This is a genomic window from Halomonas sp. 1513 (assembly GCA_001971685.1).
Lineage (GTDB): Bacteria > Pseudomonadota > Gammaproteobacteria > Pseudomonadales > Halomonadaceae > Franzmannia.
On the sequence record CP019326.1, the window covers coordinates 3,161,606 to 3,175,641 of the forward strand.

Annotated in this window: 13 protein-coding genes; 6 read left to right on the forward strand and 7 right to left on the reverse strand. The window is 66.2% G+C overall.

The window, feature by feature from the left end; translation table 11 throughout:
• Nucleotides 1-2: 2 nt before the first annotated feature.
• The 7 genes from dppD to BWR19_14395 form a co-directional block, all read right to left on the reverse strand.
• Nucleotides 3-1,022 carry a dipeptide ABC transporter ATP-binding protein DppD gene (gene dppD / locus BWR19_14365; GenBank protein ID APX94021.1) on the reverse strand — a complete coding sequence of 340 codons (1,020 nt, stop codon included), beginning with the start codon at nucleotides 1,020-1,022 and terminating at the stop codon, nucleotides 3-5.
• A 62-nt stretch (nucleotides 1,023-1,084) separates the two neighbouring features.
• A complete protein-coding gene (locus tag BWR19_14370; protein APX94022.1) occupies nucleotides 1,085-2,128 on the reverse strand; it encodes a D-arabinose dehydrogenase in 1,044 nt (347 codons plus the stop codon).
• A gap of 280 nt (nucleotides 2,129-2,408) precedes the next feature.
• Nucleotides 2,409-3,263: a universal stress protein UspA gene (locus tag BWR19_14375; protein APX94023.1), complete on the reverse strand. Its 855-nt coding sequence runs from the start codon at nucleotides 3,261-3,263 to the stop codon at nucleotides 2,409-2,411.
• A gap of 39 nt (nucleotides 3,264-3,302) precedes the next feature.
• The gene (locus BWR19_14380; protein APX94024.1) at nucleotides 3,303-3,530 is read right to left on the reverse strand and encodes a hypothetical protein; all 228 of its coding nucleotides are present in this window, start codon (nucleotides 3,528-3,530) and stop codon (nucleotides 3,303-3,305) included.
• Between the two features lie 75 nt (nucleotides 3,531-3,605).
• Entirely contained in the window at nucleotides 3,606-5,096 is a 1,491-nt protein-coding gene (locus BWR19_14385; protein ID APX94025.1) for a sodium-independent anion transporter, read from the reverse strand.
• A gap of 389 nt (nucleotides 5,097-5,485) precedes the next feature.
• Nucleotides 5,486-6,280 (reverse strand): hypothetical protein, encoded by a 795-nt coding sequence (locus tag BWR19_14390; protein APX94026.1) that lies wholly within the window; start codon nucleotides 6,278-6,280, stop codon nucleotides 5,486-5,488.
• A gap of 38 nt (nucleotides 6,281-6,318) precedes the next feature.
• A complete protein-coding gene (locus BWR19_14395; protein APX94027.1) occupies nucleotides 6,319-7,776 on the reverse strand; it encodes a serine protease in 1,458 nt (485 codons plus the stop codon).
• 294 nt (nucleotides 7,777-8,070) lie between these two features.
• Between BWR19_14395 and BWR19_14400 the strand changes: the two genes are divergently transcribed.
• Genes BWR19_14400 through BWR19_14425 form a run of 6 tightly spaced genes read left to right on the forward strand, consistent with a single transcriptional unit; the run spans nucleotide 8,071 to nucleotide 14,033 of the window.
• Nucleotides 8,071-8,691: a hypothetical protein gene (locus tag BWR19_14400; GenBank protein ID APX95042.1), complete on the forward strand. Its 621-nt coding sequence runs from the start codon at nucleotides 8,071-8,073 to the stop codon at nucleotides 8,689-8,691.
• Nucleotides 8,682-9,794, forward strand: a complete 1,113-nt coding sequence (locus tag BWR19_14405; GenBank protein APX94028.1) for a hypothetical protein — start codon at nucleotides 8,682-8,684, stop codon at nucleotides 9,792-9,794. Before BWR19_14400 ends, BWR19_14405 begins: the two co-directional genes overlap by 10 nt.
• A complete protein-coding gene (locus tag BWR19_14410; GenBank protein APX94029.1) occupies nucleotides 9,794-11,020 on the forward strand; it encodes an ABC transporter substrate-binding protein in 1,227 nt (408 codons plus the stop codon). The genes BWR19_14405 and BWR19_14410 overlap by 1 nt, the downstream gene beginning before the upstream one ends.
• Nucleotides 11,021-11,035: 15 nt before the next feature.
• The gene (locus BWR19_14415; GenBank protein APX94030.1) at nucleotides 11,036-12,730 is read left to right on the forward strand and encodes an ABC transporter permease; all 1,695 of its coding nucleotides are present in this window, start codon (nucleotides 11,036-11,038) and stop codon (nucleotides 12,728-12,730) included.
• The gene (locus BWR19_14420) at nucleotides 12,727-13,356 is read left to right on the forward strand and encodes an ABC transporter ATP-binding protein (protein APX94031.1); all 630 of its coding nucleotides are present in this window, start codon (nucleotides 12,727-12,729) and stop codon (nucleotides 13,354-13,356) included. The genes BWR19_14415 and BWR19_14420 overlap by 4 nt, the downstream gene beginning before the upstream one ends.
• A complete protein-coding gene (locus tag BWR19_14425) occupies nucleotides 13,353-14,033 on the forward strand; it encodes a glycosyl transferase (protein ID APX94032.1) in 681 nt (226 codons plus the stop codon). The genes BWR19_14420 and BWR19_14425 overlap by 4 nt, the downstream gene beginning before the upstream one ends.
• The last annotated feature ends 3 nt before the right edge of the window (nucleotides 14,034-14,036 follow it).

The window sequence follows — 14,036 nt, forward strand, 5'->3', positions numbered from 1 at the left end:
GATCAGACGCCTCCTGCCTTGGCATGGTCATTGATTTCCTTCCAGCGCACGCAGCGCACCCGGTGGTCGTCACCGATGGACTCCAGCGGCGGCACCTTCTGGGTACAGATGTCCTTGGCATACCGACAACGCGGCTCGAAGCTGCAGCCCGGCGGCAAATTGTGCGGGCTCGGCACATTGCCGGGAATCGCCACCAGACGATCCCGCTTGCCCTGCTTGTGGCCAACCCAGGAGGGAATCGAGTTGAGCAGCCCCTGGGTATAGGGCATGCTCGGGCGCTCGTAGATATCGAAGACGCCGGACTCCTCGACGGCGCGGCCGGTGTACATCACCACCACCCGGTCGGCCATTTCGGCAACCACGGCCAGATCATGGGTAATGAACAAGATGCTGGTGCCGATCTCCTTCTGCAGGTTGCGCATCAGATCGAGGATCTGGGCTTGGATGGTGACGTCGAGCGCCGTGGTCGGCTCATCGGCGATCAATAGACGCGGATTGCACGACAGCGCGATGGCGATCATTACTCGCTGGCGCATACCGCCGGATAGCTGATGGGGGTATTCCTTGGCACGCTGGGCGGGCTCGGGAATGCTGACCAGGTCGAGCATCTCGATGGCGCGGTTCCAGGCCGCCTTCTTGTCGAGTTTCTGGTGCAGAGCCACCGCCTCGGCGATCTGGTAACCCACGGTAAACACCGGGTTAAGGCTGGTCATGGGTTCCTGGAAGATCATCGAAATGCGATTGCCACGCAGGGCTCGACGCTGCTGGGGCGTCATCTTCACCAGATCCTGACCCTCGAAGAATATCTCGCCGCCGGCGACATAGCCCTTGCCCTTGGGCAGCAGGTCCATGATGCCGAGGCTGGTGACGGATTTGCCGGAGCCGGACTCGCCGACCACGGCCAGGGTCTCGCCCTCGTTGATATCGAAGCTGACCCCGTCCACGGCGGGGACGATGCCGTCGTCGGTCTTGAAGTGGACCTGGAGGTCCCTGACGCTGAGAAGCGGTTTGTTAGCTGTCATCGGAAAGTGCTCTCTCTAGCAAAGGAGTGTCGCGGCCCGCCTCTGCGGGCCACTGCAATGGGCTAGGGAATCAGGACGGCGCGTCCTGGCACTCTTCCGTGATGCAGATCGTGAAGCGCCTGGTTGGCGTCTTTCAGCGCGTACTCGCGGGTCGCCAGTTCCACGGCGCCGCGGTCGGCCAGCGCCATCAGCTCTACCAGTTCCGGGTAGGTACCCACCAGATTGCCGATGATGCGCTTCTCGGTGACGACCATGTCGATGGTGGGGATCTCGATCTTGCCGCCGTAGCCGATCACGTAGTAGCCGCCGTTGGTGCGGGTCATCGCCAGGCCCTTGCTGACCGCGTCACCCTCGCCGACGAAGTCGAGCACCGCCTCGGCACCGTGACCGTTGGTCAGCGACATTACCGCCTCGACTTCACCGCCGTCGGCCTTGATGGCGTGGTGGGCACCCCCCGACTCGGCCAGCTTGAGGGCCGACTCGGCGCGATCGATGGCGATGATCTCGGCGCCGCACAGCGCGGCCAGGACCTGGACGCCAATATGGCCGAGGCCGCCAACACCCAGCACCACCACCTTCTGGCCGGGCACTAGATGCTGGGCGGCCTTCTTAGCCGCGTGGTAGGCGGTGAGACCGGCATCGGTGTAGGGTGCAACATCCTTGGGGGCCAGGCTGCCCGGCAGCGTGATCAGCGCCCGCTCATTGGTATACAGGTAGTCGGCATAGCCGCCCTGAGCGTTGATGCCCGGAAAGCTGCTCTCTTCGGCGTGCATGTCGTTACCTCGCCGGCAGGCAAGGCAGTGGCCGTTGGTGGCCAGGGGGTGGCAGATCACCGCATCGCCGGGCTTGACGCTGGTGACGCCGGGGCCAACCTCCTCGACCCAGCCGGCGTTCTCGTGACCCATGACGAAGGGCAGATCGATCGGTGCGTGCTCGCGCCAGATACCCTCGATGATATGCAGGTCGGTGCGGCAAACCCCGGCCCCGCCGATCCTGACGATGACATCATCGGGCTTTTCGATACTGGGGTCCGGCCAATCTTCATAGGTGACCAGATCCGGACGCTCGACCTTTTCGTCGTAGGCATGCAGCACGGCTGCTTTCATGGTCGATCTCCTTACGCATTGTGATTGTTATGGTGACGCTGAGCGGCGGCTCTTCGTTACTCTTTCCATTACTACGGCAAGAGTCGTGCCATACCATAACTTTCAATGAGTTAAGAAATACGATCCGGGGAATGTGTGTGTTTGTGCAGTCTGCGAGGCGTGCTCGGCGGGCACTTCTGGACAGTTTTGTACAAATACAGAAGGGGCTTAAGGAGATAGGCGTCGATGAGAGGGGTAGCTGCACGGCAACCGGCAGGGCGCCGGTTGCCGGCAGACCGGCTCAACGCAGCAGCAATACCGGCACGCTGGCGCGGCGCAGCATCGCCGTGGTGGTGCTACCCACCAGCAGGTGACGAATCCGCGAATGGCCGTAGGCACCCATCACCAGCAGGTCGATGCCCTGCTCTTCCTTGTAGTTGCGCAGGGTCTCCTCCACCTCGCCGGCGCGAATCGCCCCCTGCGCCTCGAGCCCCGCGGCGCGCAGGGTCTCGAGCGCCCACTCGAGCTGCGAGCGGTTGTCGCCGGTCTCGGCGCCGACGATCACCACGTGCACCGGAATGCCCTCGAACAGCGGGCTCTTGGCGATCATCTCGACGCCCTTGCGGGTGGTCTTGCTGCCGTCGAAGGCGATCAGCACCTGGCTGGGTGTCTGGAACTGGTCCGGCACCATCAGGATCGGCCGGTGCAGGCTGCGCACCACCCGCTCGAGGTTCGAGCCCAGGTGGTCGACGGCCTGGTGAGCGGTCTCGCCGCGCTTGCCGATCACCAGCAGGCGGATCTCGTTCTCCAGCTCGCTGAGCGTCTCGACCAGGGTGCCGTTGCGCTGGCGGGTGGCCGGCTCGTCGACACCGGCTCCGACCGCCCGGGTCTTGGCCGCAGACAGCATCACCCGGCCCTGCTCCTGGGCCAGCTTGGCGCGCTGCTCATCGAGGTTGGCCAGCTCCTCCAGCAGGTGCTCCCGCGAGCCCAGGCCGATGTTGCCGGACAGGTCCGCCTCGGCGACCTGCGGGTGGTTGTCCACCACGTGCAGGAAGGTCAGCGGCGCCGCCAGCGCCTGGCTGGCCCAGGCTGCGTAGTCGCATACGCCTTCAGAAAAGTGCGAGCCGTCGATGGCGGCCATTACCTGATCTGTCATATTCCTCTCCCTGGCGGCAGCAATGAGCGTTGGTAGCGCTTAACGAAACACGCCGTGACACGCCGCACGCGCGGTCAGGTCGGCGCTACGCCGAGCGTGGTGAGCGCCACCGCCGATGAATGCGTCGCCATGGCGCGGCGTGGCACGACGGTTTTCCCACGGCATGAAGACCCGGCAGACGTCTTCTAGCCGCTTGCTGCGGTAGGTCGGCACCACGGTGGAGGCAATCGGGGCAAAGCCTAGGTTGAGTAGCTTGAGAAAGTACATGCGAGTCTCCTCTTAAGGTGTATTGAAAATGGCGCGGCCGCCGGCTGCTGTGCAGCAACGGCCGCAGGGATCGAATCAGTGCCCGCCCATCAGTTTCTCGACGGCCGCGGGGTCGTCGTGCACCGCGTAGCGGTCGACGATAGTGGCGCTGGCTTCATTGAGCCCGATCAGCTCGACCTCGGTGCCCTCGCGGCGGAACTTGATCACCACGCGGTCCAGCGACTGGACGGCGGTAATGTCCCAGAAGTGGGCGCGGGATAGGTCGATGGTGACCTTCTCCACGGTCTCCTTGAAGTCGAAGGACTCACCGAAGCGCTCGGAAGACGCGAAGAACACCTGGCCGACGATCGTATAGATGCGGCGGCTGCCCCCGTCGGCCTCTTCGGAGCCGATGTAGAGGATGTTGCCGACCTTGTTGGCGAAGAACATCGCCGCCAGCAGCACGCCGACGAACACCCCAATGGCCAGATTGTGAGTGCCCACGGTGACCACCACGGTGGCCAGCATCACGATATTGGTGCTCATCGGATGCTTCTTGAGATCGCGGATCGAGGCCCAGCTGAAGGTACCGATGGAGACCATGATCATCACCGCCACCAGCGCCGCCATGGGGATCTGTGACACCCAGTCGGCGAGGAACACCACCATCATCAGCAGCACCACGCCGGCAATCAGGGTCGACAGCCGGGTGCGCCCACCGGACTTGATGTTGATCACCGACTGGCCAATCATCGCGCAGCCGGCCATGCCACCCATCAGGCCGGAGCCGATGTTGGCGATGCCCTGGCCCTTGCACTCGCGGTTCTTGTCACTGGGCGTATCGGTGAGGTCGTCGACGATGGTGGCGGTCATCATCGACTCCAGCAGGCCGACCACGGTGAGCATCAGCGCATAGGGCAGCACGATCCACAGCGTCTCGAGGTTGAGCGGCACGTCCGGCCACAGGAACACCGGCAGGGTATCCGGCAGCTCGCCCATGTCGCCTACGCTGCGGATATCCATGCCGCTGATCATGTACACCGCGGTCAGCACCACGATGCACACCAGCGGCGAGGGGATCGACCTGCCGATCACCGGCAGGTAGGGAAATCCGTAGATGATCGCCAGGCCCGCCACCGTCATGGCGTAGACGTGCCAGGTGACGCCAGTCAATTCCGGCAACTGGGCCATGAAGATCAGGATCGCCAGGGCGTTGACGAAGCCGGTGACCACCGAGCGTGATACGAAGCGCATCAGCTCGGCGAGCTTGAGATAGCCGGCGATGATCTGCAGCACCCCGGTGAGCAGGGTGGCCACCAGCAGGTACTCGAGGCCGTGATCGCGGACCAGGGTCACCATCAGCAGCGCCATGGCGCCGGTGGCAGCCGAGATCATCCCCGAGCGACCGCCGGTGAAGGCGATGATCACGGCGATGCAGAAGGAGGCGTAGAGGCCGACCTTGGGGTCGACCCCGGCGATGATCGAGAAGGCGATGGCCTCGGGAATCAGCGCCAGGGCAACGACGATGCCGGCGAGGGTGTCGCCCTTTATGTTGGAGAACCAACTCTGTTTCATTGTTTCGAACATTCTGCGGTCCAATCGAAGGTGGTTGTCGGGCCCGAAGGCGACAAGGATCTATCGACACCAGTTCGTGTAGCGCTGCGATCAGTCGAGGGTGTCGGCCGGATGGCGAATAGGGGCTATCCAGGCACAAGCGTGCCTGGCGATGAGCAAGGCATCGCTGAAGAAGTCGTGCGCTAGGGCGGCGTGGCGCCGGCCTGCTGGAGGGTGCTACTGGTCGTCACGATGGAGTATCCGTTACTCGTGTCGGGTGACGGGTCGCGCCATTGGCTTCAAGGTGTTAGACCTTGGTAGTAGCGATGACCACATGCGAGCCGCGGATTCTAGCAGAACTTATGCTGCATTGCACCTGAGGGGCGGGGAAAGAGGCCTGCCGAGGCGGCAGGCCGGAGAGGTCACGCCTCGGGGTCCGAGGAGGCCTGGGTACGCGCCTGGGCAGCAGGCGATGCCTTCATCTGCTTGAAGGCCTCCATGATGTCCATCGGCAGCGGGAAGACGATGGTCGAGGCGTTCTTGTTGCTCATGTCGCTCATGGTCTGCAGGTAGCGCAGCTGCAGTGCAGCGGAGTTCTCGGCCATGACGTTGGCGGCCTCGACCAGCTTGCGCGAGGCCTGCAGCTCACCCTCGGCGTGAATCACCTTGGCACGACGCTCGCGCTCGGCTTCGGCCTGGCGGGCGATGGCGCGGATCATGCTCTCGTCGAGGTCGACGTGCTTGATCTCGACGTTGGCCACCTTGATCCCCCAGGATTCGGTCTGCGAGTCGATGATCTCCTGAATATCATCGTTGAGCTTGTCGCGCTCGGAGAGCATCTCGTCCAGGTCATGCTTACCGAGCACCGAACGCAGCGTGGTCTGGGCCAGTTGGCTGGTGGCCACGGTGAAGTTCTCGACCTGGATGATCGCCTTCTCGGGATCGACGACTCGGAAGTAGAGCACCGCGTTGACCTTGACGGTGACGTTGTCCTGGGAGATCACGTCCTGCTCAGGCACATCCATGGTGATCACGCGCAGATCGACCACCTCCATCTTCTGAATGCCGGGAATGATGATGATCAACCCCGGCCCCTTGACCGCCTGATAGCGGCCCAGGAAGAACACCACGCCGCGCTTGTACTCCGGCAGGATACGGATCGATGCCGCCAGTATCATCACCACCAGTACCAGCGGTACGAGATAGGAAATCATCATGGCTGTCTCTCCTTGCATGCGTTGAGGATTGCAAACGTTCAGTGCGAATCGGCGACCGCTTCATCCTGCGGGGCGACCTCGACGGTCAAGCCATCCAGGGCGGTGACCGTCAGCGTCTGACCCTTGGTCACGGGGGTACGGCTATGCGCCCTCCAGGACTCGCCGTGCAGCCTGACGCGCCCCGCGCCGTCGAAATCTTCCAGCGCCACGGCGCGGGCGCCGAGCAGCTGCTCCTGACCGGTGCGCACCCGGGTCTTGCGCAGTCCCATGAAGCGGGTCATGGTCCACAGCATGAAGACCGCGGCGATCAGCGCCACGCCGCCGATCAGCGGCAGCGATACCTGCAAGTTGTCTGCGTCCATAAGAATCACCGATCCGATCACGAAAGCCACGATTCCGCCAATGCCGAGCACCCCGAAGCTCGGCATCAACGCCTCTCCCACGATCAGCGCCAGGCCGGCAAGAATCAAGGCCAGACCGGCGTAGTTGATGGGCAGCACCTGGAAGGCGAACAGCGCCAGCAGCAGCGAAATGATGCCGATGGTGCCGGGAATCAGGCTACCGGGGCTGGAGAGTTCGAAGATCAGCCCGTAGAAGCCGATGATCATCAGGAAGTAGGCGACGTTGGGGTTGGTGATCACCGACAGCAGTTGGGTACGCCAGTCGGGATCGAAGCGCTCGATGGTCAGGTCGGCGGTCTCGAGGGTGCGCTCGCCGCGCTCCATTACCACCTCGCGGCCGTCGATCTGCGCCAGCAGGTCGTCGATGTCGCTGGCCACCACATCGATGACGTTCATCTCCAGCGCCTGGCGCGCGGTCAGGTTGACCGCCTCGCGCACCGCCTCCTCGGCCCAGTCGGCGTTGCGGTCGTGGCGCTCGGCGAGGCCACGAATGTAGGAGACCGCGTCTTCGAGCACCTTGCGCTCCATGGCGGTCTCGCCGCGGCGCGGCTCGCGCTCGGCATCGTCGTTGCCGTTGGCCGCTTCTTCCTCGCCATTGGCGGCCTCATCGTCCTGGCCACCGTTGGCGTCGTCGGCATCATCGTCGCCGATACCCGGCAGGCCACCGCCACCCATCTGCACCGGCGTGGCAGAGCCGAGATGCGTGGAAGGCGCCATGGCCGCCACGTGACTGGCGTAGGTGAGGTAGGTGCCGGCACTGGCGGCGCGGGCACCGCTGGGCGAGACATACATCGCCACCGGCACGTCGGCGGTGAGCATGGCGCGAATCATGTCGCGCATCGAAGCGTCGAGGCCGCCGGGGGTATCGAGCTGTACGATCACCAGCTCGGCGCCGTCCTCGCTGGCCTGGCGCAGGCCGCGCTGAAAGTAGTCGCTCGTCGCCGGGCCGATGGCGCCGTCTATGGTCAACACCAGCGCCGTGCGCGGTGACTCCTGGGCCTGGGAGTGCCAGGCCAGCAGGGCACCCACCAGCAGACTCAAGAGACTGACCCACAGCAACCATCGACGGCTGAAAAGGTGCGCGCTCGTCAACATGATCCCCGTGCCTCACATTAGCGTTAATGATGTGATGCCGAGCCGAGAAGTTCGTTCACTCGACTTCGGAGCGCGGCGTATCGGTAACCCCATGTAGCCTGCCCCATCGCGGCAGTTGCCCTCAAGCGTTGAAAGCCGCGCATGGCACCGTCGGGCAACCCCAAGGTCATGATAGGGTGTAAGGCTGCGTCGATGGCTGCGACTGAGCCTGTGTCACCGCTATTACAAGGATCTCGTATGCGCCCAGCGTTGCCGCTCTCCGGCACGATTCTGACCCTCGCCGTCGGCTGGCAGGTGCTGGCCAGTGCCGCTGCCCCCCATCAGGAGATCCGCTTCGAGGCGGCCGATATCATCGACTGGCCGACACGCTCCTTCGAAGGCGAGACCCAATACCGCCTGGTCGACAAGGATGGCAACGAGGTGCTCCAGGCCCGCGCACGCCAGCAGGCGTCGGCCAAGTACCTGGAAGGCGAGTTCGACCTCGACGAGACCCCCTACCTGCATTGGTGCTGGCAGGTCGACGGCATCTACCCGGGACTCGATGAAACCACCAAGGACGGCGACGACTACCCCGGGCGGGTCTACGTGGCGCGCAAGACCGGCCTGCTGCCGTGGCAGGTGCAGTCGGTCAACTACGTGTGGTCGTCGACCCAGGAGGCCGGCAGTCACTGGCCCAACGCTTTCACCTCCCGCGCTCAACTACTGGCCCTGCAGGGCGGCGAGGCGCGCGTCGGCGAGTGGGTCGCCGAGGTGCGTGACCTGCGCGAGGATTTCGAGACGCTGTTCGGCGACCGCGTCGACAGCATCGACGGCCTGGCCCTGATGGTCGACGGCGATAACGCCGGGGTCGACGGCACCGCCTGGTTCACTCATCTCGGCCTGTCCTCCAGCGACGAGACGCCGACATGTCCGTGATCTCCCTCGACGCCGTCCGCAGCGCCCTGGCCAACACCCCCTGGGCCGATTCGCCGCTGCTGCCGCTGGAGGACAGCGGTCTGGCCCATTGGCACCTACGGCTGGGCGATAGCGGCGGGCTGCTGCGCATACCCAAGCAGAGTCAGATGGGCCTGGAGCCGTTAGCGCACCTGACCTACGAAGCCTGCTGCTTTGCACGCGCCGAGCCCAGTGGCGTAACGCCGGCACTGGCCAAGCACCTTCCGCCGGCCACCTCGCTGCCCCGCGGCGCGCTGGTGGTCACGGCCATCGAGGGCCGCCACGCCACGCTGCCGAACGACCTGACGGCGCTGATGCGCAGCCTGGCCGCCATTCACCGCCTGCCACTGCCCGACACGCCCGGGCGCGCCCCGCTGCTGGCACCCCACGACCCGCTGGCGGCGATGCATCATGAAGTACTCGACCAGGCGCGCTACCTGGCCGAGGCCGGCCTCGAGGCGTCAGCCGAGCGCGCCATTCGCGACGAGCTCGACCAGTTCGCCGCCACCCTCGATGCATCTGAGCGCCCGCCGCAGCGGCTGATCACCTTCGATGCCCATCCCGGCAATTTCCTGATCGACGGCCACGGCCGGGCCTGGATGGTCGACCTGGAAAAGGCCCGCTATAGCTACCCGGGCTTCGACCTCGCCCACGCCACCCTGTACACCTCCACCACCTGGGACCTCAACAGCCAGGCGGTGCTCGACTGCGATACCATCCTCGACGCCTACGCCGCCTGGGAGCAGGCCATGGGTGAGGCGGGCCGCGCCCATCGCGCCTGGCACCTGCCGCTGCGCCGCGCCATGTGGCTGTGGTCGATCACCTGGTGTGCCAAGTGGCAGGTGACCTCGGGGGCGCCGCCGCTGCGCGATGCCCGCGGCCAGGACTGGTCACGCCAGCACAACAGCGATGCCCTCAACGACCACGTGCAGGACCGCGTGGCACACTATCTTTCGGCACCGGTGGTCGAGGCCATGGTCGCGGAGTTTCGCACCCTCGCCGCCGCCTTCGGCGACGATGCGCGGCGCCCCCTCTCCACCGCTCCCCACGTCAATCTCAGCCAGTCACAAGGAACCCAACGCTGATGTCACTGCCTCGTTCATGTCACGCTCTCGCCGCCAGCCTGCCGCTCGTCGCCCTGCTCGCCAGCCCCACCGCCCTGGCCACCCCTGACCCCGGCGACTGGCAGGCGGTGGTCGACGAGGCCCGCGGCCAGACCGTCTACTGGTACGCCTGGGCCGGCGAGGAGCGCACCAACGACTACATTCAGTGGACCGCCGACCGGGTCGCCGAGCGTTACGACATCGACCTGGTGCATGTAAAGCTCAGCGACACCGCCGAGGCGGTGTCGCGGGTGCTGGCAGAGAAGCAGGCCGGCAACGACGAGCGCGGCAATGTCGACATGATCTGGATCAACGGCGAGAACTTCGCCACCATGAAGGCCAACGATCTGCTGTTCGGCCCCTGGTCGGAGCAGCTGCCCCACTATCCGCTGACCGATCCGGACAATACCCCGGCGGTACGCTACGACTGGACCATCCCGGTGGATGGGCTAGAGTCGCCCTGGAGCAGCTCACAGGTGGTCTTCTACTACGACACCGCACTGGTCGATAGCCACCCGCGCTCGATGCCCGAGCTGCTCGACTGGGCACACGACAATCCCGGCGAATTCACCTATGCCCGGGTGCCCAACTTCCTCGGCAACGCCTTCATTACCCAGGCGCTGCTGGAGCTGGCCGATGACACCGAGATCCTCTATGAGCCGATGCAGGAAGAGGACTTCGAGGGGGTCACGGCACCGCTGTGGGCCTTCCTGGATGAGCTGCATCCGCTGCTGTGGCGCAGCGGCCGGGCCTTTCCCAGCAATAGCTCGGAGCTGCGCCGCCTGATGGGCGACGGCGAGATAAGCATCGGCCTCTCCTTCAGCACCACCGAGGCCTCCGGCGCGATTGCCAACTTCGAGCTGCCCGACAGCGTGCGCAGCTATGTGCACGACCACGGCATGATCGGCAACATGAGCTTCATGGCGATCCCCTACAACGCCCAGCACAAGGCCGGCGCCATGGTGGTGGCCAACTTCCTGCTGAGCCCCGAGGCCCAGGCCCACAAGCAGGACCCGGTGGTCTGGGGCAGCAACACGGTGCTGTCGCTGGAGGCCCTCGAGCCCGCAGATCGCGCCCTGTTCGACGACATCGACCTGGGCGTCGCCACCCTGGCGCCGGACGAACTCGGCGAGGTGCTCGGACAGCCCCACCCCAGCTGGGTAGACGCCCTGGCCGAGGCCTGGCAGGCCCGCTACGTCGGCCGCTGATCGACCGGCGACGTGATGCTCAGACTCGCCCCCTGGCTAATCATCGCCCTGCTGGTGGGGCCGATCCTGGCCGGGCTGGCCATGGCCGCCCTGCCCGCCTTCGGCTATCTGCCGGCGCTCGGCGGCGACGCTTTCAGCCTCGACCCGTGGCGGGCACTGCTGGCCCAGCCCGGCCTGGCACGCTCGGTGGCAGTCAGCTTCACCAGCGGCCTGGCCACCACGGCGGTGTCGCTGAGCGTCGTGCTGCTGTTCCTGGCCGCAGCCTCGGGCAGCCGGCTGGATCGCTGGATACGCCGCATGGTCTCGCCGCTGCTGTCGATTCCCCACGCCGCGGCGGCCTTCGGCCTGGCCTTCCTGATCGCCCCCTCGGGGCTGCTGGCACGACTCGCCTCGCCGGGCCTGAGCGGCTGGGAGCGCCCGCCGGACCTGCTCATCGTCAACGACCCCTGGGGGCTGTCGCTGATGGCCGGGCTGGTGATCAAGGAGATCCCCTTCCTGCTACTGATGAGCCTGGCTGCCCTGCACCAGATCGATGCCGAGCGGCGCGTGGCCCTCGCGCGTTCGCTGGGCTACCGCCCCACCATCGCCTGGCTAAAGGTGGTGATGCCGTCGCTGTACCCGCTGATTCGCCTGCCGGTCTTCGCGGTCATCGCCTACGCCTCTTCGGTGGTCGACGTGGCAATGATCCTCGGCCCAACGCTGCCTCCCACGCTGGCGGTATCGATCCTTACCTGGTTCAACGATCCGGACCTGTCGCGGCGCTTCATGGCCTCGGCCGGCGCCCTGCTGCAGCTGGGCGTGACGCTGGCGGCGCTGGCCAGCTGGTGGGGGCTCGAGTGCCTGGTGCGGCGCCTCGGTCATGGCTGGGTGGCCGGCGGCCAGCGCCGGCGCGGCGAGCGCCGCTTGCGCGTCGCCGGCAAGACGCTGATCCTGCTCGCCGCGGTGACCGCCCTGGTCGGCATCGCCGGCCTGGCCCTCAACTCCCTGGCCGGCTTCTGGCGCTTTCCCGACGGCCTGCCCCAGACCTTTACGCTGCAGCACTGGCAGCGCGCCCTGCCCGCGTTGGGCGGGCCGGTGGCCGCCACGCTGATGATCGCCAGTACGGCGACGCTACTCGCCGTGGGACTGGTACTCGCCGCCCTGGAGAACGAGCAGCGCAGCGGTCGCCAGCCGGCCCAGGGCCAGCTCACGTCGGCACTCACCCTGCTCTACCTGCCGCTGATCGTGCCACAGATCGCCTTCCTGTTTGGCCTGGTGGTGGTCATGGAGGCACTGGGCACGCGCCCCACCCGCTGGCTGGTGATCTTCGGCCATCTGATGTTCGTGCTGCCCTACGTGTTCCTGTCAATGTCGGAAGCCTATCGGCGCTTCGATCCGCGCTGGTCGCGGGTTGCACTGACCCTGGGCAGCACGCCCAACGGCGCTTTCTGGCGGGTGCGCCTGCCGATGCTGCTGGCACCGCTGCTCACCGCCATGGCGGTGGGCCTGGCGGTAAGCATCGGCCAGTACCTGCCGACCCTGCTGCTGGGCGCCGGACGCGTCTCCACCGTTACCACCGAAGCAGTGGCCCTGGCCGCCGGCGGCAACCGCCGCCTGATCGGGGTCTGGGCGCTGGCCCAGGCCAGCCTGCCGCTGCTGGGTTTCATCATCGCCGTGGGCCTGCCGCGGCTACTCTGGTCAAACCGCCGCGGAATGCGAGGAACGCCATGACTGCTCCCTGCCTCGAGTTCAATCAGGTACACATCGCCCTGCAGGGCAGAACGCTGCTCGAGCTGGATGCCCGCGTCGCCCCCGGCGAGGTGCTCACCGTGATGGGCCCCTCCGGCTCGGGCAAATCGACGCTGCTGGCCTATGCCGCCGGCTTTCTGGCTCCCGCCTTCCACGCCTCGGGGCAGGTTCTCCTCGGCGGGCAGGACGTCACCGCGCTGCCGGCGGAACAGCGCGGCATCGGCCTGCTATTCCAGGACCCGCTGCTGTTTCCACATCTTTCGGTGGCCGGCAACCTGCGCTTCGGCCTGCCGCGGGCGACGCCCGACAAGTCGGCCAGGGTCGAGGCCGCCCTGGCCGACATCGGCCTGGCCGGTTTCGGCGCGCGCGACCCGGCCACGCTGTCCGGCGGCCAGCAGGCGCGGGTCGCGCTGATGCGCCTGCTGCTCTCGGCGCCGAAGGCGGTACTGCTCGACGAACCCTTCTCCAAGCTCGACATGGCGCTGCGTCATGAGATGCGCCAGCTGGTGTTCGACCAACTGCGTGCCGCCGGCCTGCCGAGCCTGCTGGTCACCCACGACCACGCAGATGCCGAAGACGCCGGCGGGCAGGTGGTCGAGCTGTCATGAGCCTGAGCATTATCGTCCCCGCCCTCGATGAGGCCGCGACCATCGCCGCCCAACTCGATACGCTACAGCCGCTGCGAGCCCGCGGCGGCGAGCTGATCGTGGTCGACGGCGGCAGCCGCGACGCGACACGGGAGCGCGCGGCGCCACTGGCGGACCGGGTGCTGACCAGCCCAGCAGGGCGAGCCACGCAGATGAACGCCGGCGCGGCCGCCAGCCGCGGCGACCGGCTGCTGTTTCTGCATGCCGACACTCGCCTGCCGCAAGGCGCCGACCGCCTGATCGAGACGGCCCTCGCCGGCGAGCGCTGCTGGGGGCGTTTCAACGTCCGCCTCGAGGGCCGCCACCCACTGCTTCCAATCATTGCCGCCGCCATGAACTGGCGCTCCAGGCTGACCGGCATCGCCACCGGCGACCAGGGCATATTCATGACCCGCGCGGCCTTCGACGCGGTGGGTGGCTTTGCCGATCAACCGCTGATGGAGGATATCGAGATATCGCGGCGCTTGAAGCAGCGCTCGGCGCCGGCCTGCCTGTCGGCAAGGGTTAGCACCAGCGGACGCCGCTGGGAAACACATGGTATGTGCCGTACCGTGCTGTTGATGTGGCGGCTGCGCTACCGCTATTGGCGCGGCGAGTCAGCGGCAAGTCTGGCGCGGGAGTACCGCCATGTGCGCTGATGC